Origin of the sequence: Wohlfahrtiimonas populi, assembly GCF_002006795.1 — a bacterium.
Lineage (GTDB): Bacteria > Pseudomonadota > Gammaproteobacteria > Cardiobacteriales > Wohlfahrtiimonadaceae > Wohlfahrtiimonas > Wohlfahrtiimonas populi.
Genome location: NZ_MVDN01000001.1, coordinates 1 through 22524, shown reverse-complemented (window position 1 = coordinate 22524; position 22524 = coordinate 1). Strand labels below are relative to the sequence as shown.

The following is a 22524-nucleotide window of genomic DNA, read 5'->3' as shown; positions in this document are numbered from 1 at the left end:
GTAATAAAAAACATATTGCTAACATAAAAGCCCAATCGAATATTCGATTGGGCTTTTGTTTTGTATTCAATGATAGTAATGACGGTTTAAAAGAAGTTTATCTACATCCTTCCAAAAGGAAGGATAAACAGATTCTACNGAGAACTTAGCACCAGGTACTTACTTCTTTAGAATCCAATCCACAGCTGGCGATAATTATTTTAGTGAATGGGGATTGCCTCATCAGTTTGAAGTCTTAGATATTCAGTCTGTTTCTGCAAAGATTAAGCCTTAATATTCAAATTCATTTGATGAATAGTAATAAAAAACATATTGCTAACATAAAAGCCCAATCGAATATTCGATTGGGCTTTTGTTTTGTATTCAATGATAGTAATGACGGTTTAAAAGAAGTTTATCTACATCCTTCCAAAAGGAAGGATAAACAGATTCTACTATATTGATGATTGATTATGATCTTTCTAGCGCTTCGATTGGTGCTAATTGTGCAGCACGACGAGCAGGGAAGTAACCAAAAATCACACCAATGGCAGTGGATGCACCTAATGCCACCATAATGGAAATTAACGAGAAGCCAACGCTTAAATCAAGATCTAATTGATTAATGCCATAGCCAGTCGCATAAGCAACTAAAATACCCGCACAACCGCCTAATAAGCACACTAATACTGCCTCAATCAGGAATTGCATGGAGATATCGCTTTTACGCGCACCAACAGCCATTCTCATGCCAATCTCTTTTGTACGCTCTGCAACAGAGACTAACATAATGTTCATGACGCCAATTCCACCAACAATGAGTGAAATCATGGCAATAGAGAAGATTAGGAAGCGCATCACAAATGTTGTTTCTTCTACTAATTCTTTAAAAGAATCTGCGGTGAAAATGAAGAAGTCTTTGGCGCCATGTAGTTGTGTCATTAAACTTGTGAGTGTTTGCTCAGCCAACTTCATATCAATGTTATCTTGTACTGTGACAGTGATATTGCGTAGATAACTTTGTCCTAATAAACGTTTCATGGCTGTTGAATACGGAATGAACACTGTTAGGTTGCTATATCCTCCTGTTTTTTGAGTTTTAGATGTTGCAATACCAATTACGCGCATAGGCAAACGATTGAGTGTAATCACTTCTCCAATAGGGTTTGTGCCATCTGTAAATAACTCATCACGAGTTGCTTCATCAATTACAACATCGAGGCTGAGTTTTTCTTCACCTTCCTCATCAAAGAAAATACCTTCCGATGGTGTATAGCCTTCAGTGTCAAAATATTGCGTACCAACGCCCATAACTGAAACGTTTTTTTCTAGGCTGCCATAGCGCGCCAAAGCATTGGTGTTCACAACTGGTGTAACATTTTTAATAAAGGATTGTTGACTCAAGAAATTAACATCATTGGGTGTTAAGCTTCGTACTCTGCCTGAGCGAGCATCACCAAAGCCACTGCCAGGATAAATCGTTAATGTACTTGTTCCCATGGAATTAATATTGCTGAGAATCTGATTCATGGTGCCTTGCCCAAGTGCAATCACAAGAACAACAGATGCAATACCAATAATGATCCCCAGCATGGTTAAAAATGTTCGCATGCGCTGCATGGACATTGATATCAATGCCATTCTGAAGGCATTAATGATGCGATCCAGTAAGAGTAACCATTCTGTGCTGCGCTGTTTTTTCAATTGTGGTAATTGAACAGGGGCTTCTTGTGTTTCAGGAATCGGTGGTGGTGTATTGGTGCGATCCTCAATTACTTCACCATCTTTCAATTCAATCACCCGAGTTGCATGGTTGGCAACATTCTTATCGTGAGTCACTAAGATGATTGTATGCCCAGCTTGATTCAGCTCTTGAAGGATTTTTAATACTTGCTCGCCACTTTCACTATCTAACGCGCCTGTTGGTTCATCGGCTAGTATAACTTCACCGCCATTCATCAAAGCTCGTGCAATACTTACGCGTTGTTGTTGTCCGCCTGATAACTGCGTTGGATAATATTTGATGCGCTCTTGTAATCCTAAAGCGCTTAATAAAGCTTCTGCTCGAGATTTACGTTGTGCAGGTGAAAATCCAGCATACACAGCAGGAACTTCCACGTTACCTTCAGCATTCAATGTTGATAATAAGTGGTAGCGTTGAAAGATAAAGCCAAAATGTTCACGGCGTAACTTAGCTAATTGATCATCCTCATATTGGCCAATATTCTCACCATGAAATATATAGTCGCCAGATGATGCTTGATCTAAGCAGCCCAAAATATTCATGAGTGTTGATTTGCCAGAGCCTGAAGCACCAATGATAGCAACCATTTCACCAGCTTGGATGCTAATATCAATACCTTTTAGTATTTGAACGGTTTGATCGCCAGATTTAAAGGATCGAGTAATATTTTTGAGTTCGATTAAAGCCATGATATTACCTCATGCGTGGCATGCGATTTGGACCTGCTTTAGCATCACCAAAAGATTCAGATAAAATCACTTGTTCATCACCATTTAAGCCTGCAATAACTTCTGTATAAATATTATTGCTGATGCCTAAAGTGACTTTTTTAGGGGCGATTGAACCATTGCTTTCTTGTACCCAAACATAAGCTTCTTTACTATCACGTTTTTTACGATCTTCGCTTGAGTTATTATCATTGGGTAAATCAAAGGATGACGGCTTAAATCGTGTTGCCATTGTTGGAATGACTAATTTATCCTTCACGCTATCCACCACGATGTACACTTGTGTTGTCATATCGATGCGAAATAGATGCTCTTGATTATCAACCTTTAAAATACCATTGTAATAAATGGCTTCTGTGCTAGCTGTTGTTGCTGTATTGCCTGTTGTGGTTTGGAATTTTTCAGGTGCAGGCTCAGTAGATTCTAATAGAGCAGGGTAACGATTTTTAGGTTCACCTAAAATCGTAAAATAAGCAGTCATGCCAGATTTGATTTTTGTAATGTCCGCTTCAGAGATCTGTGCCTTGATGTTCATCGTATCTAAATCAGCAATTTTTACGATGGTAGGCGCAGTTTGTGCAGAGTTAACGGTTTGACCTTCTTTCACCACAGTTGCCACGACAACGCCATCAATGGGTGCAATAATTTTTGTATATGTTAAATCTAGCTGTGCTGTATCTAAAGCAATTTTTGCTTGAGCAATTTGTGCATCCAACGCATCTAATTCTGCCTCTAATACTAATAAATTAGCTTCAGCAATATCCACTTCAGATTGTGTAGTTGCTTTCTGGCGGATCAAATTCTGCTGACGTTGCAATGTAATACGAGCATTCACAATTTGCGCTTGTTTTGCAACTTTAGAAGCTTCAACATTTTTTAGTCGAGCTTCACTATCTTTAACCGCATTTAATTGTGGTAAATCATCAATTTCAGCAATGAGTTGCCCTTTTTTAACTGCATGGCCTAAATCAACATGCAACTTTTTGATTTGCCCTGAAACCTGAGCGCCCACTTCAACTTGTTGAGATGCTTCGAGCTTGCCATCAGCCAAAATAGTGACTTCAAGATCCTGCTTTTTAACAGACTCGGTTAAATAGCTAATAGGAACTTCAGTGAAGTATTTTTGATAGACAGTAAAGCCGACAATTGTGAGTGCGATTAATGAGAAGATCGCTGTTTTAGTATTTTTGATTTTCATGAAAGAGAATTGTTCTTAAATAGGAATTGCGGACATTATATAGAATTAACCTTTGTAAGTTGTATAGAGAATGTAAAGGTTGTGAGGAATTGGCAAATTATGGAAAGTATTCAATAATTCTTGTGCGAATCATAGGTTTATCATTCGCTTTCTCTTCTTTTTGTTGAATCCAATTGCCATTTTTATCCAATTCTAAATTAGTCACAAACACATAATTTTCTTTAATTTCAGGTTTTGGATCATTCATATCTACATATTGATATTGGGTGATTTCATCAGGTTTTGTTGTGCTGTCCATGAACAATTCATGACGAGTTGCTTTGCCTTCTGAATCAAAAAACGTGTCAATGACTAAATCACCATCATCAAATCGAATATGATTTTCGGCTAACCAAGTTGTTGTTAATTCTTGGCGCTGTTCTTCACCTTCAGCTTCGTAAATGAATGCAATATTACGAACTTTACCTTGGTAAGGTTCAAAAACTTGCTTCAATGAATCATCGTAAATGATCTCTGTAATGAAGCCTTGCTCATTAAAAAATGTTTGAGTTTTTTGTAGTTCTTCGCCATCTTCACGAGTTTCTTGCACAGTGATTTGTTTGACAGGCTGATTTAAGCCCGCAAAATGCCAATCATTTTGGATGGTGAAATCATCTGCAAAAGCTGTATTTAAAAGCAAAGATCCTGCTAATAACAAGGATAATGATGTAGTGGTATTTTTCATGGTGGCGATCCTAAAAATTAATAGTTTCTTCTGTATTTATTTTTGCGATTTTTGATGGATAAAATAATGGTCAATAAAAATAGCGCGCTAGCCACAATGATCCAAGGATTGTCTCCATATTTGACATAAGCAGTTAAACCATTTTTACCTGTAATGGATGTGGATAATGTTGTGGCTTCAAATTGTGGTGCTTGTGCGATCACTTCGCCATTGGCAGCGACAAATGCTGTTAAACCTGTGTTGGTTGCACGAGCAATTGGGCGTGCAAATTCAATTGCACGCGCTTGCACGATTTGCAAATGTTGCCAAGGGGCTAAAGAATCACCAAACCAAGCATCATTACTGATATTCACTAAGAATCCACTTTGATTCGCTTGATAACGTAAAGATTCACCAAATACAGCCTCAAAGCAGATGGAACCTGTTGTTTGCGTTGAAAATTGCGAGAATGTGAATGGTGCTTGCTGAGGTGCACCTTTGGTAAAACCTGCCAATGGAATATTGATCCATTCATAGAAAACACCAAAAACTTCTGGAATTGGAATATATTCACCGAAAGGTAATAATCTATATTTATCATAGAACTGATCTTGCGAGGGCGATTGACCTAAATGTAAAAATGTATTGAATTCTTGTGATTGCTGTGCGCGTGGAATGCCTAAGAGAATTTCTGTATCTGTGTAATCTGACCATTTGCGGAGATTTGCCATCAAGCCATCCATGTGGTGATAATAAGCAACCACAGCAGTTTCTGGCCAAATCACTAAATTTGCTTTGGTAATGACGCTTTCTGTGAGAGATAAATAAGTATTAATAGAAGCTTCAAATTTATTCTCATCAAATTTTTGATCTTGTGTGATATTGCCTTGGATTAATGCAATATTAACGGATTCAGATTGATCTCGAATAGGATCACTTAAATATTGCTGTAAACTGAATGTGCTACCTACAATGATTAAGGCTGAAGCAATAATTCCAGTAAGAGAGCGTGCAAATGATCGTTGGCTGAAGGCAGTGATGATCAATAATAAAGCGCCTGCAACCCAATAAACTACAAAGCTACTGATTAAAGCGCCAAATACAGGGAATAAATACTGAGCAAATATCGTTGGTGTTAATGTATAGCCCATTGCTAACCAAGGGAAGCCTGTAAAAACATGAGCACGCAATACTTCTAATAAAACACCTGCGGTTGGGAATAGCAGCAAATAGCGTGTTGTAATGCCCAAATTAAACTTTTTGGTGAGATAGCCCAATAAACCATAATAGATGGCAAGGTAGCTCGATAATAGGACAACTGCTGCGATCGCTAATGGTAATGGCGCACCACCAAATTGGTTAACACTAATTCGTACCCACCAAAGCCCAACGGTGAACATACTCAAGCCAAATATGTAACTCAGCCAAAAGCTTCGTGTATTAGAAGCTTTTTTGATGGTTAATTGCCACGCCATTAATAATAATGGTACTAACCACCATTGATTAAATGGCGCAAATGCTAATGGCATTAATGCACCTAATGCAATGACGATGATGAGTTGAATCAGTAAATTGCCAGATCGCTTCATTGATTTAATCCTAGTGATCGATAGATTTCATTCATGATATTTTTGTATTGTCCCGCCCATAAAACATCACCTAGAAATCGGTGCTGATTGCGTGCAGGATTCAATACTTTACTATGTTTTCGATTGGTTAAATAGATAATTTTTAAATCATATTTGGGATCAATCACAACGACGCAACCTGTCCAACCTGTATGTCCATAAGCTTCTTCAGATGCATAATGACCAAAGTGATAAGCCATATCGCCACCTTTGTTTAAACGCCAGCCTAAACCAAAGCTGGGATCATCCGATTGGCTCTGTAAAAATTCAGGTGGAATATTCATGAGTTGCAAAGCAGAGTAGAGCGCTTCACAATTGGCAAATAAGCCTGCATGCCCAGAAATTCCATTCATGCAGTGATAAGCTTTTTCATCTTGTACTTCGCCATGAATCGTTTCAGTGCGGATATTGTCAAAATGAATGAATCCATCACGTGTATTGCCATGTAATTCTGTTGGGGCGATTTCTGATTTTGAATAGCCGTGTTGTAAAGGTTGATAGCAAACACGTTGATTGTGTAATTCAGGAAATGTTGCTTGAAAAAGTACATCAATTTTTGTTTGTAATAGATGCTCTAATATAAAGGTGAGCAGCATGAAATCTACATCTGAATATAAAGAGCAGGATTGTGGTATATGAATCAACGGAGCTTTGAGTAATTTTCCTAAAAACTCATCACGATTTTGGCAGAAAAGTTCTGTGTTATAGTTTTTATCATAGAAAAGTGGATTCGGTTCAAAGCCTGCTTCGTGTGCCAAAAGCATTTTAATCGTAATATTGGCTTTATCAGCCAAGGATTGATCTTCAAAATAGTGCGGAAAAATTTCTTTTAATGTTAAATTCAAGTTTATTTTGCCTTGAGTTGCATAAACTTGATACAAAACTGTTAAGGAAAATACCTTAGTTAGGGAAGCAATATCATATAAAGTGCTTAAGTTGGCATCGCCATACGCAGAATGTTTAATGATTTTATGGTTTTTTACGATCAAAACTTGAGCAGAATCTAAACCTGATTCAATGGATGAATTAATCATTTGATCGAGATTACTTAATAGCATTTCAATGGCTTCCATGGGATGTGTGTCGTATATTTTAGATCACAAAACATATAAAAATAACATGTGATTAAAAGTTAATCATATATGATACTTGACCAAATGAAACGAATAGTGTTTAATGCTCACCTGCTTAGCGATGACACATCGCATAAATGGCTCGATAGCTCAGTTGGTAGAGCAGCGGATTGAAAATCCGCGTGTCGACAGTTCGATTCTGTCTCGAGCCACCATTTAAGCAGAAGCCAAAAAGGCTCGATAGCTCAGTTGGTAGAGCAGCGGATTGAAAATCCGCGTGTCGACAGTTCGATTCTGTCTCGAGCCACCATTTTTTGAACAGTAAAATTTCCCGAGAAAGTTTGTGTGTTTAACCTTAACGATTTGGAAGAAGTTTTGCTGTTTTTGTGTTACAATTTTAAAAGTTTCAAATGGGGGCGTTCTTGGATTCGACGGGGATGTTGAAGTTTGAGGTGCATGTCGAGAAGGTCGAGAGTCTCGTAAAAACGCGGCAAACAGTTATAATTGCAAACGATAATAACTACGCTTTAGCAGCTTAAGCCTGCTAACTGAAATTAAGACTGTGTTCGTTCAGTTCTAATTTCAGTCAACTTAAACGATCTAGAGAGATGTAAGTCCAGGTGCTCCCTCTCGAAATTTACTGGAACAGCTGCGCTTTGTCCTGCCGATCGGATTAAAGCCAGTTAAATTAAAGATCCGGCTAAACATGTAGTACCAAGGATGGATAGTTTTCGGACGCGGGTTCAAATCCCGCCGCCTCCACCACATTGAAGTATCTTAGAGGATCAGATAGTTTTATAAAGCGCATAATATCAACGGTTTATAAGAATATCAAGTATCACTAGGTTGCATAAAAAAGCATAACATCTTAATATTATTTAGTACTAAATATTAGTACCAAATGAATTAAGGTGTTTTTTTTATGTCTAAATTAACTGATACTAAAATCAAGTCTTTTAAAGTTCCTAAGGATGTTGGTAATCATCTTGATGGTAATTATTTGTATGTGGTGGTTAGTCCGAAAGGCTTGAAAAGCTTCAAAGTGGTCTACACATATTTTGATAATCAGAAGAAGCAGAAACAAAAAACTTGTGTGATTGGACGCTATCCTGATATGTCATTAAAAGAAGCTAGAGATGAAGCTAAAATAGCAGTAGATACTTATAAAAATGGTGATGATTATGCTCAAGTCTTAAAAGATAAAAAGCGAGAAGCAAAAACAGATAATTCTTTTAAGTATTGGTCTAATGAATGGCTTAAAACTAGAATTAATAAGATTGATGAGAAAAGCTATAAGAATACAGAGGGGCGTTTGAAGAATCATATTCTTCCTACTTTTGGTAAAAAGAAAATTACAGATATAAAACCTAAAGATGTTATCGCTTTAATTCGATTGATAGGCAGAGATGGGGCAATTGAAACAAGTAAGCGTTGTAAACAAATTATTAGCCAAATCTTTAATTATTGTATTATCCATGAGGTTTGTTCTATTAATCCAACCATTGGTATTGATTCTGTTTTGCAAAAGGCAGCATCTAAATCAATGCCAACAATTACTAATCCTAAAATGATAGGGCAATTGTTGCGAGATATTGAAACTTATAAGAATCGAGGAAGAGTCGTTACTTGGTATGCATTAAAAATGATGCCATATTTAATGCTTAGACCAAATGAGGTTTATGAGTCAAAATGGGAATATATTGATTTTGAAAATAAAATTTGGAAAATACCTGCTGAACAAATGAAAATGAGTAGAGATCATCTTGTGCCATTATCTGATCAGGTGGTGGTGTTATTGAGGGAGCTATTTGAGATTACGGGTCACGAAATTTATATTTTTCCTAGTAATACAAAATCAACCTCCTTTATGAGTAATAATACTGTAAATATGGCTTTAAAACGCTTAGGATATGAGAGAAAGATAGTTCCTCATGGCTTTCGAGGAATGGCTAGCACTTTGCTTAATGAACAAGGGTATAATTCAGATTGGATTGAAAAGCAATTAGCCCATGAAGAAGGTAATTCTATTCGTAGAGCTTATAATCATGCAGAATATTTGGATGATCGTAGAATGATGTTGCAAGAGTGGGCGGATTATTTGGATGTATTGAGAAGCCAATCAGTGAAATAGGTTATTTAAACAGCACTTTAAAAATTAAGTGCTGTAATTTTATTCATTTGTTTATTTTTTTCGTGTATGTAATGAAAAATTTATAATCTCTGAAAGATTAGGGTTTTTGGCTTTATTGAAAAAGTCATCTTTACCTGAAGCAAATAATTTTCGATCAAACTCTATGCATTTTTCCCATAATTCTTCTTGTGTCATTGTACATGTTATTCCATCTGTATCTATTAGGCTTGGGTCTTCTTTAATTAATTGCATTAGAGCGGCATTTCTTTTTTCGGGTTTTGATTGTTTTTTAGGTTTGTTTATTCCTAATTTAGTAAGTTGTTCATTCGAGATATAGGCTTGATTAAAGTGTAAAGATATGTTAAAATACTCTATTGGCAGAGTTAGATATGATTGTATGTCTTTTAGGTTTCCTTTTAGATACTCTATGTTTTCATTAGTTGGTACAATGATTTGGCGATTAGATATATCTGTCAATGCAATGTTATTTAAAAAGACAGAATTAACCTGAATCGATTGTTCAGTATAATCAATTTTGTAGTCATTAGATATTAGTACATCTTCAGGGCTAATTTCATAAAAATTATTATCTCGAGCTGTGAAAGTTAATTTACAGTTAGGGAATAGTTTTATTTTTTTCTTAGAGACTTTTAAGGATTTATCAATATAAAAATACAGCATGGGACGTTTTTTAATAATTTCTCTAAAATCCGCCCTAGTGGCTATTTTGTCTAATAATACTGAGTTACTTAAATCTATATTGTTTATTTGAAAAGGGCTGATTGCGTCTATAATCAACTTCCATACATTGATTAATGCATTATATAAGCTTTGTTTGAATTGATAATTACATTCCCAATATTGAAATGGAGTATTTGGAGTGATCTTTTCTTGTAAACAAGATCGTATAAACTTAATTTCATCAGGATTGATGCCTAATTTGAATTGTTCTTCTTCTGTAGCGGTTGCGCCTAATAATTTTTTGAATTCATATATCAACTCATCCCATTCACATTGATTTTGATTGGGAAATAAAGCGTAATTATTTATAATGAGCTTTCTAATTAAACTATCAATATGAATGCATTCCTCGATCTTATCAAACTCTATATAGTCATGATTAATCACATTTGGCAATGTTGTTAAATTATTAATATCTGCCCAAATTTTTTTAGGAAGATTATTGTAGAAGTCTTCAAAGTTATCATCCATAAATGATTCAAATTCGTTATCTTTATCAGTCATATTATTCCTATCTTTAATGTAGGGGAAAAAAATCCCCCACATTATCCCCTATATCCCATCTATTTAGTGAACCTTATAAATTATAAAATTGATTCATAGTTTTCGAAAACTGAATTTTAAATTTTTAAATTATTTTTGAGGTAATTATGAATAGGATTTTACGAATGAATGAGGTTGTAGAAGTAACAGGATTGTCCAAAGCAACAATCTATCGTCACATTAAAGAGGGGCGATTCCCTAAACAGGTTCAGCTATCAGCTAGGGCTGTGGGATTTAAATCTAGTGANCACATTATCCCCTATATCCCATCTATTTAGTGAACCTTATAAATTATAAAATTGATTCATAGTTTTCGAAAACTGAATTTTAAATTTTTAAATTATTTTTGAGGTAATTATGAATAGGATTTTACGAATGAATGAGGTTGTAGAAGTAACAGGATTGTCCAAAGCAACAATCTATCGTCACATTAAAGAGGGGCGATTCCCTAAACAGGTTCAGCTATCAGCTAGGGCTGTGGGATTTAAATCTAGTGATATTTATGCGTGGTTAGATGGGCTTAAAAAAGCTGCATAGATAGTAGTTCCTAGTTTGGTTTGAAGATTGTTAGTTGTATAAATATTAGATAAGAAATAAACAAGATAATCCACGCTTCTGTTCGCTGGTTCAATCCTTTATTTGAAAACAAATGAATTTAAATTAGCTGCTCTTAACCTGAGCGGTAATGGGTTCTTATTGTCTAAATTCTACTACTAACAATCTTTCTTACCTCAATGATTATTAATATTGTATTAGATGAGAATTGTAAGAATGAGTGAAGCATATTGTAAAACTAAACAAAGGGCAAAAAAAGAAACCATTGAATGGTTGCATGCTCTTGCTACTAGAAATGAATGTAACTACGCATTAACTATTAATCCAAATGATGAGAATCTGAGTTTAGAGATCATAAAAGAAAGGATGAAAAAATTAGATAAGAGAATATTGAGTACATGCTATAAAAATCGAAGTAAAAGAATGGAGTTCTTTTTTATTGCGACTTTTGAACATAGTTATGTAGATTCATATCATGTTCATTTAGTGCTTAGAATTCCTGATGGTACAGATATAGCATTTAAGAGTCATATAAAGGATGCAATTAAAGGTTTATTCCCAAAGGCATCATGTGACTTAAAAGCAATTTTTGATCTGTATGAGTGGGTTTCTTATATAACCAAGCAGCAATGGCATGATAACTTGAACAATAACTATTGTTTCAGTAAAACAGGTGGTGTTCCTAGCAAGTGGGTACGCTAAATTATAAGCCCGCATAGTAGCGGGCTTTTTTATTTTAGCAGGTTATTTTTATATTAAAAAATCTAATCCAAGTAGTTTTAATTTTTCTTCTTCAGTTAATAAGGTAGAAGGTTCATTTAGCTTGTATAAAAGGAAGTTTATCATATCCAAACCTCTTCTTTTAATTTGTTCTGGTGTCCAGTCAGGTTCTTTTGCAATAATCTGAGCGCTGATAGAATCATGTATGTAACCGCGATTAATGTACTTATCCTCTTTCTTTGATTGATCAACTTTGTATTTAAATGGATCATTATTAAAACTAGCATTATCAGAATTAGTCAGTGGTAACAAATTTCCTAAGCTGTTACAAAATCTTTTTTTCTGTAACAAGGTAAAATCTTTAAATGCGTCCCAATCACCATTTAAATTATTTTCACTTTCATAAGCACTTTGTGGATATATGTGCTCGATAGTTTTTTTATTAATAAAATCCTTCCAATTTAATTCAGATATTGCAGTATTTGTCTTATTTTGAGCTCTTAAATGATTATCATATTCGAAGAGTAAATATTTTAAACCAACCCAATCATAATAACTATTAGCAGACTTCGTGAGGTCGGCTATCCATGTTTCAAATAGATTAAAGTTATAATACTCTGATGTGAATTCATTTATTTTATTGATAATGTATTCTAGGTCTATGGTTTTATTGTATAGGTTACCAGCTAGGGAAAATAGTTTACTATCACCAGTATTGGATTGTCTTCCTGTAATTAAAAAGACCTTGAGAGAAAAGTTTTCAAGTGCATTGATCACATCTAAAAATACTGAATTAGATGGATATTGTAGCATCGTAGATAGGATCAAAGGCTTGAATGCTGCTCTAAATCCTACTCTATATAATCTGCGTAATCCTTCTTTAATGTCAGGATCATCAATAAATTCTACATTGTGAATTTGATTCCAAAAATTAGAGCTTTGTTGTAAAGATAAAACATAGTTATAAATTTCTACTTCAGTAATTTTTTTTGCATATACTTGATCAATAGTGAAATAATCATTAAAGAGTTGATTTGAATATACATTTGCTTCTGATCTATCGTATTTACCAAAGTACATAATCCAATGTGCTTTGATGAATGCATCATCATCTAAGGGGTTATTTTTATTAGCACCTAAAGATTGATAGATAGTAATCCATGATTGATTGATAGAATTGATTAAACTTGTCTTTATAGAAGGGGCAATATCTAGTTTATCTGCGAGATACATTAATCTGTTTTTAAGTTTTTCTAATTGAGATAAAGGTTTACCTCTATTATTCATTGTTTCGAATACTACATATTCGTCTAGTTCATCGGGTAACACATATTCATTTAATCTTAGATTTGTAGTAACTTTTGTGAATAGTTTTGTTAGGGCTAATTTTTTATCATCATGCTCTTCTAGATAAAAACTAACAGCTTGTTCAAAAAATTTATAAGCTTTTAATAAATTTTCTGTATAGATGCTCTCTTTGCTATCATCTAAAATAAGATCATTTAAACCTAGAACATATTTTTTGAAAAATTTATCGCTTGGATTGTCTTGGTCATAACCAAAAATACATGCTTTGGATGTTGAATGAGTAATATAAAGATATTGAAAGCCCGCATCTTCCTTGCGTATACCATAATAATGGTCATATTGTTCTGCATATTTTATTAATACAGCAATTAAAATTAAGATTGATGTAATTCGTTGCTGACCATCTACAATAGCAAACTGTTGGTAATTAGTTAAAAGAGCAGTATCAGGGTCATTATTTTCCATTTTTACTAATGTTAGTAGCCCTGTGTAATGCCATTTATTATCAGGAATGTTTTGAATATCATTCCATAGATCTATGAGTTGTCCTTTTATATCTTTTAAGTCATCTTTTTTTGTAGGAAATTTATTATTTCCCCATGAGTATCCTCGTTGATAAGAAGGGATTCGTAAGATTCTATCTTTAAAAATAGTGTGAATAGATTTTAATTCCATATTTATTATGACTCCTAGATAAATAAAAACAGCCTACTTTCATAGGCTGTTGTTTTTGTTAATCCTTCAATAAATCCAATTTAGGTAAACCATTCACAATCTTCTGAGTTTCTAAGCTCACTGTAACCACACGCAAGAATAGCTCTAATGGATAGCGTGCATTCTTCATTGTTTCGATAGCCCAATCATTCGCATCATTAGTAATGCCTGAATCTTTATGAGTAGTAACAGATTGGCGTTCCATAACCCATTCAAGGGCAGGCTTGCCATTAACCACGTAGTCATAAGCTTCTTCAGGGATATTTTCAATCGTAATGAAGTTGTTATAAATCACTGTAGATTTATCATCTACATTCTTATTTGTTTCTTCATCTTTCTTCTTACCAAACTTCATCTTAGTAACGTAGTAATCGCTATCAGAACCGCCTTTAATCGCTTGTTTGGTTACTGTATACCCATTCTTACCAGTAAGCTTTGCTTTGTCGAAAATAGACACTGTTTCATAGTTCAAATGAAGCTCAGCTAAATCACGACCAGCATTAGAGAAGTGAGTAAAATCTTTGTATGTTTTAACTCTAGGAATTCGTGGTAATTGCTTAGTTAAGTTGTCAGCATATTTCTCACGATATTCTTCACTATGCAATAAACCATAGATGTAATAGAACAAATCTTCTTTGGTGATTGCATTGTCAGGATAAGCATCTTGGAAGTGTTTTAATGCTTCATCAGTAATAGCATCTTTACGAGTATATGCGTCCTCTTGAGTTGTTTCATTACCTTGATCAAACAGATCATGATACCCTTTGGTTAAATCTTTCTTTTCATATAGATATAATGGAAAACATTGCCCTTTAGAAATCATTTCATAATCAGGAATGAGATCGCTCATCATGGTTGAAAATTCTTTAGTTGCTCCACGCCCAGTGATAGAAAAAATAAGATTTGTATGTGATGCAGTTGGGAATAATTGCGGGATTTGGTAAACACGCTCATTTAGATTTCTATCGAAATAACAATATTCTTTAAAGTAAGGTCTATATAGAGATGGACGAATATTATCTTTATTAAACGGTAGTTCTACTCTCTTATTAAAGTATGTTTTTAAGTTTCCGCTCCAGCTGATTTGAGACGGATTTTTATTGATATTAATATCCTCTACATCTAAATTAGCTTTTGTTGCTTTTGATAGCTCTTCACTATACACAAGAAGCATATTTTTAATATTATTTTTTACTGTAGACTCTGATGTATTATAGCACCATGCATCTCTACTAGTGAGTAGCCCTTGGGAGTAGTTTTGAAAAATATTAAGGCTATTTTTATCTTTTTTATCACCTAAACTTAAGTAATTATCAAAATTAGGGTCACGTTGGTTAATCCAATCACCAAATTGATCAGGGATAATTTCAGTCCATTTATTCTCTTGAGTAATGCCATTTAAGCTTTTAAGCTCTTGAATAATTTCTAGTTTATCAGGGCGATTAATGTAATCACCAATATCATGGAAGAATATTTTTCCATGTTCTTTAGTATTAGAGTTTTTAACTAATAAAGAAATTGCAATTGGTGCTCTGCTACCTGAATCAAATATTTTTCCACCTTCTTTACGTGATCTTTCTCCTGATGTTCTTTGATTTCCTCGTAAATGAAATATGTACAAAGAACTAAATTCTTCTACTAAACATTTACGTAATCCATCCATAGAATTACTATCTACAAAACTTGCATTGGTCACGAATCCAATTACACCACGATCTTTAATGCGGTCAGATGACCAACGAATAGCACGTATATAGCTATCATATAAGTTTTTTTGTAGAGTGGCGGTAGATTTAGCAGCATATGTATTACTAATGATTTCATCTAGTTTAGGATAAGCCACATTCTTATTGCCATCGTTTTCACTTTCTTGACCTGCTGAATATGGTGGGTTGCCTATGATGACGTTAATCGGTAATTCCTGTTGGCGTTTACGGCGTGAGCTATTTTCTTCCAAGAGCACATCCACAAGATCAGCTTTTTCATTCATTTGGAATGTATCAGTTAAACAGATGCCTTCAAATGGCGCGTAGGGGATGTCTTTCTGAGTATCATCATTTTCGCCATGAATGTTATTGTTTAATATTCCATGATAAGTGGCTTCAATATTGATAGCGGCGATATAGTAGGCTAGCAATACAATCTCATTCGCATGAATTTCATTTTTATATTTGTAGGGTAGTTTTTCTTTTGGAATGATACCGCTTTGCAATAAGCGAGTAATGAATGTACCTGTACCTGTGAATGGGTCTAGGATGTGAACATTATCATTGGCTAAGCTTGTATTAAACTCTTGCTTTAATACATCTTCTACAGAATGGATGATGAAATCCACTACTTCAATAGGGGTATAAACAATCCCTAATCGTTCTGTCATTCGTGGGAAGGCATTTCTAAAGAACTTATCATAAAGTTCCACAACAATACGTTGTTTACCTTCAGCACTTTGAATGCCTTCAGCTCTCATTTTTACTGATTCATAGAAGTCATGCAATGTCTTAGATTCTTTATCTAATCTATGCTCTTGTAAGCGGTCTAGAACAGCTTGCATAGCCTTAGACATAGGGTTATGCTGTGCAAAGCTATATTTATCAAAGAGCGCATCAAAAACAGGCTTAGTGATGATGTGCTGTGCTAGCATCTCAATGATTTCAGCATCAGTGATAGAGTTATTTAAATCATCTCTTAATTCACGTGCAAATTCATTAAAAGCAGCTTGTTCATTGACGTTCTCAGGATTTTCTAAAATACCTGTAATACGATCTATATGCGTTCTAGCGATCTTAGCAATGTCATTAGCCCAATCTTCCCAATGAAAGCGATTGCCACATTTTTTAACGATCTTAGCGCATAAAGCTCTTTCAATAGCACCTACTTCAAAAGTGAAAGTATCTTGTATTGGTTGTGGTTCTGCTGAGCCAATGGATGAGCCACCTTTAGCTTTACCTGCTGACTTCTCTTTAGCTGTTTGTTTAGTTGCTTTACGATTTACTTGATCTACCATCGCAATGACTTCCATGCGATTACGATCATTACCGTTGAACTCCATTTTATTGATCATGGCATCAAAGCGGTTGTCATGTGACCTTAAAGCATTCAATACTTGCCATACAACTCTATAGGTTTGGTTATCATCCATAGCTTTTTCAGGTTCTACACCAGCAGGGATAACTACAGGTAAAATGACGTAACCTAATTTCTTATTAGGTGCTAAACGCATTACACGACCCACAGATTGAACAACATCTACCTGTGATGATCTAGGTGTTAAGAATAGAACAGCATCCAAAGAAGGTACATCTACGCCTTCAGATAAACAGCGTACATTAGAAAGAATACGGCATGTATTATCAGGTGTTGCTTCTTTTAACCAATCAAGCTTACTTTCTTTTTCACTAGCATTCATTCCACCGTCAACATGCTCAGCTTCACATTTCATTGATAGGGCGATTGGTAGTTCTTTATCAGGATTTTCTAATAATAACTGAGCTTGTTCATATTTTTGATACTCTTCTACGACAGCACCAAACATCTCAGAGATTTGGATAGAGCTAACCTTATGAGCTTTACCTTTATATTCTTTATTGATCACCTGACAGAAAGCAACCGCACGTTTCATAGGGTCAGTATCATGATCATCAAAGCCTTGCTTAGATAGTGCTTTCCAACAGCCTACAATCTTTGCAGCATCATCTACTTTTAAAGAGTTATCATCATCTTTTAATAGATTCTGTAATGATCTGCTGATTTGTGATTCTTCAACAGCTAATACCACAACTTTATAATCAACTAATAAGCCTAATGAAACAGCCTGTGAGAATGTGATAACGTGTAAATCTTCACCAAATAAAGACTTATCATCCATTGAACATAATTCTACATTCTCAGTTTGTTTAGCATTCTCACCATAGATTCTTGGTGTTGCTGTCATGTATAAGCGTTTTTTACCTGCGACATAATCATTATTGTGAATGCGTACAAAAGTAGATTCATCTTCACCTTCAAATGTAGCGCCTGTAGTTCTATGTGCTTCATCACAAATGATTAGATCAAACTCTTTCATTTGGAAAGCTTTCTGTGCTTCATTAATTACGGCGATTGAATGATAAGTAGAGAATACTACAGTCATTGCATCATTGTTGTGTTTAGCTTCTAATGTATAGCCTAATGATTTTGCATTTGTTGTAGCAGGGTATTGTAGATCACTCATGCCAGCAATAACTTGATCATCATCCTGACCATGTTTTTTACCCACGTCACTATCTGAACATACAGCAAAGCTTCTCAAAGGAATGGATGATTCTTGTGTCCATTCTGTTAAGGATTGAGAGAGCAGGGATAAGCTAGGCACTAAGAATAAAACTCTTTTACCAATACCAGCCATTTTTTCAGCGATCTTTAAGGATGTGAATGTTTTGCCTGTACCACAAGCCATGATCAACTTGCCACGATCTTCTGTAGCTAGCCTACGAATAACATCACTGAGCGCACTTTTTTGATGAGGTCTTAATTGCTTTAATGGCTTTAATGTAGGCTTTAGTTTTTCATGGTATTGAGACCAATCAATTACGCTATTTTCTAAAGCATATAAATCTATTTTAGATACAGGAGGGTTTTGATTTTCTAAGGAATCAGCGGCGTTTTCTGTCCATTGTGTTGTGGTACTAACAATGATTCTTTGTGAGAAATAGTTTTTGCCTGAAGCTGTAAAGAAGCTATCAATATCCTTCTTTGATAATTTGTAATCTTCAGCATAGTTTTTGCATTGGATAGCATGGAATGATTGATCTTCTGTGACTGCAATTAAATCAATGCCAGTATCTTTTTTATTGGTAATACCTAATTCTTCACCATATTTTTCTACCCAATCAGCGTAGGATAATACATCAATATATTTCTCTTTATAGAATGGTTCTGTCTTAAAGTATTGAACGATTAAATTCTCGAAACTTGTTCCTTTATCACGTTCTGTCAATGTTCTATCACGAAACTCTGTTAGTAGCTTTCTTAATGGTGTTGTCATATTAGGCTCATCATAAACATAGAAATAATGAGGCTTATCATACGGTATTAAGCAGCATTTATCGAGTTGAAAAACTAGGATTGTGGTNTCTTTATAGAATGGTTCTGTCTTAAAGTATTGAACGATTAAATTCTCGAAACTTGTTCCTTTATCACGTTCTGTCAATGTTCTATCACGAAACTCTGTTAGTAGCTTTCTTAATGGTGTTGTCATATTAGGCTCATCATAAACATAGAAATAATGAGGCTTATCATACGGTATTAAGCAGCATTTATCGAGTTGAAAAACTAGGATTGTGGTTGCTGTAAAAAAGTTCTACAAAATTTTTTAGATGGAATTTTTGGCTTAAAATCAAAGAGTAAGATCATAATGTGTATAGGCTAAAAAATATTCCCGCAAATTTTTTGTGTTAAAAAGCCAATGCCAGTAGTGGAACATATATTTAATTGTAGAATCATCGGTGTTATTTACAATGATTCAGAGAGGGAGTTTAGAGCAAAATATATATGTATCTTTAGGTCAGATTGAAAAAATTTGTTTAAATTATACCATCAGACTATATAAGGTGCAGTTTAGTCATTGTCACAATGATTGATGTTATGTATGGTAAGCATCGAAGTTACATAAAAATTTTATTGATTCATTTTTGGATAGTGAGTTTTAGATGAAATTACATGAATTAAAAGCAAAACATAAATTTAATCAAAATACTTTTTACAAGTGGATGCGTGATTCAAATTTAATAAAGAAAACAGAATTAGGTTATGTAGTTGGAGATGATGCATTGGCAGGGATGAAAACATTAGTGACGCCTATGCTTAATAAAGAAACTGGTGAGTTGAGAGATTCTTGTCAGGTTACAATTGATGATGAGCAAGCAGATTTGTTAGTAGAACTGTATTTAAATTCAGGGCTGCCCAAATTGTATTCTCCTGCTAAAAATGATACAGATAATAACTTTGCTCAAGAAGAGTTAGAAGAATTAAGAGATAGAATTGCTATTTTAGAAAATCAGGTAAATATTTTGACTATACAGCTAAAGCAATTGATGAAATAATTTTTATAAGTGGGATTAACAAATTGATATGAATTTAGTTCAATATTATTTTTATTAGTACTGAATTTTAGTACTAAATGTAGATTGAATTCACTTTATATATTTGTTATCAATGTGTTATTGTTTTGGTTTAGAGTCCGCCGCCTCCACCAGATAGTATAAATGGTAGTATATTAATTTTACTCAATAGATATACTACTATTATGGCTAGAATCATCGTACCACTGACGGTTAAGCAAGTGAAAGATGCTAAACCACAAGAGAAGCTTTATAGATTATATGATGGCAATGGCTTGCAACTTTGCATTCACCCAAGTGGGAGTAAAGTTTGGCGCTTTGATTATCATGATTATAATAAAAAACGAAAAACATATACTATTGGTGATGCAAATTTAATTACATTAGCAGATGCAAGAATAAAGCGTGATGTATTAAAGCTTCAGTTAATTAATGGTGAAACTATTCAAACTAGTAGCAATCATACATATGAATCCGTTTTTATGGATTGGTATGAGCGTTGGAAAGTGAACGTTAGTGAGCGGCATCATACTCGTGCAATGAATATATGGTTGCTGATGTATTTCCTAAGATAGGTAATATGAAGATCCATGAGATTGAAGCTAAGCACATTGTGGATGCGCTTTTGGCTGTTGAGGCACGAGAAGCATTAGCTCAATTAATTAAAACTAAATCATTTATAAAGCTGACATTTGATTTTGCGGTAGCACGAGGTTTATGTAAGTATAATCCTGTTATTCAGGTATCTACTCAGGCATTTAAAGTAAGAAAGCCTAAAAATTATAAATCTGTAGATCAAGATAAAATCTATCAATTTTTTGCAATATTTCAGAATGAAAAGATTAATTTGTCTGGTCGATTGTGCACTGAATTTATATTGAGAAATATTACAAGACCAGTAGAATCTGCGGCAGCCAGATGGGATCAATATGATGAAAAAATGAAATGCATAGTCATTGATGGGGAGGAAATGAAGATTGATCGCACTCATTACATCCCTTTATCTTGGCAGTCTGTTGGAATTTTGGACTAAATTAAAGCTCAAAGCCAAGGTGGAGAGTATATCTTTCCTGGTCGAAATTTTTCAGGGCATATTAGTGTTTCATATCCTTTGGCGCTAGCCAAAAGGCATGGTATTGATACAACAATTCATGGGTTAAGGCATTTAGCTTCAACAATTTTGAATGAAACAGGTTTGTTTGATAAAGATGTGATTGAGTCGTGTTTAGCACATGTTGATGATAATAAAACTCGTGCTATCTACAATAAAGCGAATTATATCAAGCAAAAAAGAGAGGTTTTACAGTGGTGGAGTGATTTTATTGATTAATGCTCAACTCAAAAAGGTAATGCTGATGCGTTGGATGAGATATATTTAGATTAAAAATAGTTTTGTGCCAATTTTTTATTTTTATTTTGTGGTTTGTTGTGATTTTTATGAAATCTTTGTTTTTTAATTGATTGATATTTAATATTATATTATATTATATTTTATTTTTTGATAAATTTTTAATTAGCTGTAAGAATAGTTATCTCTTGAATTTATAAGGTTTGTACTACTATTATAGCTAGGTTGATCATACCGCTAACGGTTAAGCATGTGAAAGATGCTAAACCGCGTGAAAAATTATATAGATTATATGATGGTAATGGATTGCAGCTTTGTATTCATCCCACTCTGAACAAAAAGATTAAGGAATATGGGTTGCGAGATGAAAATCAAAATTAACCATGAGATTTTAGACTTCAATTTGAATGAAGTAGTGCGCCAAGCAAGAGCTAGCAAGTATGGCAGTGCATCCAACAAAAAGAAGCTCGTACGTGATTTATATTTTCAGATCAAGCCACAGGTTAAAGGAGTATTGAGTGGTAAATATCACATCAATGCTCTTTGGCTTGCAACTGAATTTGAAAGACTATTTAATGGTCTTCTGTATTTAATATCTATTTGTTGTATTAAAATAAGTCATTAATTTATTTTATAAGTATTTTTGTTGACGGGGTGATTAATATAGTAGATATTGAATCTGGAGATGCTGTTAGTTTGATGTGTAAAAGACCTCATAGAAATATGGGGTCTTTTGTTATAAGCCATCTAGTATAGTAAAGATATTTAATTGTTGAGTAAATTATTCAGTGTATTTTTATATATACTGATAGTAATCATATAGTTTTATATTTGGTTGTTAATTTTAATTGTAATAGTTTAATCTATATGGGCTTAGAGAAATCTGAGTGGATAATTACAATTTAGTGGTATTACTGCCCCATTCAGTTGGGGTTTTTTTATGTATTAAAATAAATACAGCTAGCTCAGATAGTATTTGTTCTTAAGTGTAAGATTGACATTTTTCTAGTAAAGTTATATAAAGTAAGTGCTAAACAATTAGCTCTCCTTTGGTAAAAAATCCCTGCTTCGACACTCCCAGTCCTCCCAAGCAGGGTTTTTTATGCCTGTAATAAACCCTATTAGCTCAGTTGGATAGAGCAGCAAGCTTCTACCTTTTGTTGAAATTCATTTTCATCGATATCAAAGCCATGCTTGCATGTTGTGCATGAAACAGTAAGCCTGCTAATTGATTCAGCAATTATTTTGGCGCATTTAGGGCATTTGGCATTAATGAGATGAGCTTCTAAGTTTAAGTTATGCATGACACTCTC

At 34.2% G+C, this 22524-nt stretch carries 18 protein-coding genes, 2 tRNA genes and 1 other RNA gene; 12 read left to right on the top strand and 9 right to left on the bottom strand.

Annotated features, from left to right (window positions below; all coding sequences use genetic code 11):
• Window positions 1–450: 450 nt before the first annotated feature.
• From BZK16_RS00095 to BZK16_RS00075, 5 genes are all read right to left on the bottom strand, one after another.
• Window positions 451–2412 (bottom strand): MacB family efflux pump subunit, encoded by a 1962-nt coding sequence (locus BZK16_RS00095; RefSeq protein ID WP_077926884.1) that lies wholly within the window; start codon window positions 2410–2412, stop codon window positions 451–453.
• A gap of 4 nt (window positions 2413–2416) precedes the next feature.
• Window positions 2417–3649, bottom strand: coding sequence for an efflux RND transporter periplasmic adaptor subunit (locus BZK16_RS00090; RefSeq protein ID WP_077926883.1), 1233 nt, complete (start codon window positions 3647–3649; stop codon window positions 2417–2419).
• A 97-nt stretch (window positions 3650–3746) separates the two neighbouring features.
• Window positions 3747–4373, bottom strand: a complete 627-nt coding sequence (locus BZK16_RS00085) for a hypothetical protein (RefSeq protein WP_077926882.1) — start codon at window positions 4371–4373, stop codon at window positions 3747–3749.
• Between the two features lie 17 nt (window positions 4374–4390).
• Window positions 4391–5941 (bottom strand): apolipoprotein N-acyltransferase, encoded by a 1551-nt coding sequence (gene lnt / locus BZK16_RS00080; protein WP_077926881.1) that lies wholly within the window; start codon window positions 5939–5941, stop codon window positions 4391–4393.
• Window positions 5938–7038: a serine hydrolase gene (locus BZK16_RS00075; RefSeq protein ID WP_233145132.1), complete on the bottom strand. Its 1101-nt coding sequence runs from the start codon at window positions 7036–7038 to the stop codon at window positions 5938–5940. Before BZK16_RS00075 ends, lnt begins: the two co-directional genes overlap by 4 nt.
• A gap of 154 nt (window positions 7039–7192) precedes the next feature.
• Between BZK16_RS00075 and BZK16_RS00070 the strand changes: the two genes are divergently transcribed.
• The 4 genes from BZK16_RS00070 (at window position 7193) to BZK16_RS00055 (ending at window position 9184) form a co-directional block, all read left to right on the top strand.
• Window positions 7193–7268, top strand: a tRNA-Phe gene (locus BZK16_RS00070).
• A 19-nt stretch (window positions 7269–7287) separates the two neighbouring features.
• A tRNA-Phe gene (locus tag BZK16_RS00065) sits at window positions 7288–7363 on the top strand.
• A 102-nt stretch (window positions 7364–7465) separates the two neighbouring features.
• Window positions 7466–7818: a transfer-messenger RNA gene (gene ssrA / locus BZK16_RS00060) on the top strand.
• 157 nt (window positions 7819–7975) lie between these two features.
• Window positions 7976–9184 (top strand): tyrosine-type recombinase/integrase, encoded by a 1209-nt coding sequence (locus tag BZK16_RS00055; RefSeq protein ID WP_077926879.1) that lies wholly within the window; start codon window positions 7976–7978, stop codon window positions 9182–9184.
• Window positions 9185–9235: 51 nt separating this feature from the next.
• Here the strand turns inward: BZK16_RS00055 and BZK16_RS00050 are convergent, their stop codons facing one another.
• Window positions 9236–10429, bottom strand: a complete 1194-nt coding sequence (locus tag BZK16_RS00050; RefSeq protein ID WP_077926878.1) for a hypothetical protein — start codon at window positions 10427–10429, stop codon at window positions 9236–9238.
• A 146-nt stretch (window positions 10430–10575) separates the two neighbouring features.
• Between BZK16_RS00050 and BZK16_RS00045 the strand changes: the two genes are divergently transcribed.
• The 3 genes from BZK16_RS00045 to BZK16_RS00035 all read left to right on the top strand — a co-directional run bounded on the left by BZK16_RS00045 (window position 10576) and on the right by BZK16_RS00035 (window position 11725).
• Window positions 10576–10746 (top strand): helix-turn-helix transcriptional regulator, encoded by a 171-nt coding sequence (locus BZK16_RS00045; protein WP_077926877.1) that lies wholly within the window; start codon window positions 10576–10578, stop codon window positions 10744–10746.
• Between the two features lie 79 nt (window positions 10747–10825).
• Window positions 10826–11005 (top strand): helix-turn-helix transcriptional regulator, encoded by a 180-nt coding sequence (locus BZK16_RS00040; RefSeq protein WP_077926876.1) that lies wholly within the window; start codon window positions 10826–10828, stop codon window positions 11003–11005.
• 234 nt (window positions 11006–11239) lie between these two features.
• Window positions 11240–11725 carry a hypothetical protein gene (locus BZK16_RS00035; RefSeq protein ID WP_077926875.1) on the top strand — a complete coding sequence of 162 codons (486 nt, stop codon included), beginning with the start codon at window positions 11240–11242 and terminating at the stop codon, window positions 11723–11725.
• Window positions 11726–11773: 48 nt separating this feature from the next.
• On the opposite strand, the gene BZK16_RS00030 is transcribed toward BZK16_RS00035, so the two are convergent.
• Window positions 11774–13726 (bottom strand): DUF262 domain-containing protein, encoded by a 1953-nt coding sequence (locus BZK16_RS00030; protein WP_077926874.1) that lies wholly within the window; start codon window positions 13724–13726, stop codon window positions 11774–11776.
• A 58-nt stretch (window positions 13727–13784) separates the two neighbouring features.
• Window positions 13785–18788, bottom strand: a complete 5004-nt coding sequence (locus tag BZK16_RS00025; protein WP_077927372.1) for a type ISP restriction/modification enzyme — start codon at window positions 18786–18788, stop codon at window positions 13785–13787.
• 664 nt (window positions 18789–19452) lie between these two features.
• Between BZK16_RS00025 and BZK16_RS00020 the strand changes: the two genes are divergently transcribed.
• The 5 genes from BZK16_RS00020 (at window position 19453) to BZK16_RS00010 (ending at window position 21836) form a co-directional block, all read left to right on the top strand.
• Window positions 19453–19845 (top strand): hypothetical protein, encoded by a 393-nt coding sequence (locus tag BZK16_RS00020; RefSeq protein WP_077926873.1) that lies wholly within the window; start codon window positions 19453–19455, stop codon window positions 19843–19845.
• Window positions 19846–20048: 203 nt separating this feature from the next.
• Window positions 20049–20438 (top strand): Arm DNA-binding domain-containing protein, encoded by a 390-nt coding sequence (locus BZK16_RS14500; RefSeq protein WP_233145131.1) that lies wholly within the window; start codon window positions 20049–20051, stop codon window positions 20436–20438.
• On the top strand, window positions 20411–20896 hold the full coding sequence (locus BZK16_RS14495) for a tyrosine-type recombinase/integrase (protein ID WP_233145130.1): 486 nt from the start codon (window positions 20411–20413) through the stop codon (window positions 20894–20896). The genes BZK16_RS14500 and BZK16_RS14495 overlap by 28 nt, the downstream gene beginning before the upstream one ends.
• Before the next feature lie 78 nt (window positions 20897–20974).
• Window positions 20975–21193: a tyrosine-type recombinase/integrase gene (locus BZK16_RS14490; protein ID WP_233145129.1), complete on the top strand. Its 219-nt coding sequence runs from the start codon at window positions 20975–20977 to the stop codon at window positions 21191–21193.
• A 382-nt stretch (window positions 21194–21575) separates the two neighbouring features.
• Complete coding sequence (locus BZK16_RS00010; RefSeq protein WP_143691115.1) at window positions 21576–21836, top strand: hypothetical protein; 261 nt, start codon at window positions 21576–21578, stop codon at window positions 21834–21836.
• A gap of 496 nt (window positions 21837–22332) precedes the next feature.
• Here the strand turns inward: BZK16_RS00010 and BZK16_RS14485 are convergent.
• Window positions 22333–22524 (bottom strand): hypothetical protein (locus BZK16_RS14485; protein WP_233145128.1); only part of this gene is annotated, 192 nt, incomplete at its 5' end.

Coding starts and splice junctions, on each gene's coding strand:
- BZK16_RS00095 (WP_077926884.1), bottom strand. CDS start 2,412: ATGGCTTTAATCGAACTCAAAAATATTACTCGATCCTTTAAATCTGGC.
- BZK16_RS00090 (WP_077926883.1), bottom strand. CDS start 3,649: ATGAAAATCAAAAATACTAAAACAGCGATCTTCTCATTAATCGCACTC.
- BZK16_RS00085 (WP_077926882.1), bottom strand. CDS start 4,373: ATGAAAAATACCACTACATCATTATCCTTGTTATTAGCAGGATCTTTG.
- lnt (WP_077926881.1), bottom strand. CDS start 5,941: ATGAAGCGATCTGGCAATTTACTGATTCAACTCATCATCGTCATTGCA.
- BZK16_RS00075 (WP_233145132.1), bottom strand. CDS start 7,038: ATGCTATTAAGTAATCTCGATCAAATGATTAATTCATCCATTGAATCA.
- BZK16_RS00055 (WP_077926879.1), top strand. CDS start 7,976: ATGTCTAAATTAACTGATACTAAAATCAAGTCTTTTAAAGTTCCTAAG.
- BZK16_RS00050 (WP_077926878.1), bottom strand. CDS start 10,429: ATGACTGATAAAGATAACGAATTTGAATCATTTATGGATGATAACTTT.
- BZK16_RS00040 (WP_077926876.1), top strand. CDS start 10,826: ATGAATAGGATTTTACGAATGAATGAGGTTGTAGAAGTAACAGGATTG.
- BZK16_RS00035 (WP_077926875.1), top strand. CDS start 11,240: ATGAGTGAAGCATATTGTAAAACTAAACAAAGGGCAAAAAAAGAAACC.
- BZK16_RS00030 (WP_077926874.1), bottom strand. CDS start 13,726: ATGGAATTAAAATCTATTCACACTATTTTTAAAGATAGAATCTTACGA.
- BZK16_RS00025 (WP_077927372.1), bottom strand. CDS start 18,788: ATGACAACACCATTAAGAAAGCTACTAACAGAGTTTCGTGATAGAACA.
- BZK16_RS00020 (WP_077926873.1), top strand. CDS start 19,453: ATGAAATTACATGAATTAAAAGCAAAACATAAATTTAATCAAAATACT.
- BZK16_RS14500 (WP_233145131.1), top strand. CDS start 20,049: ATGGCTAGAATCATCGTACCACTGACGGTTAAGCAAGTGAAAGATGCT.
- BZK16_RS14495 (WP_233145130.1), top strand. CDS start 20,411: ATGGTTGCTGATGTATTTCCTAAGATAGGTAATATGAAGATCCATGAG.
- BZK16_RS00010 (WP_143691115.1), top strand. CDS start 21,576: ATGAAAATCAAAATTAACCATGAGATTTTAGACTTCAATTTGAATGAA.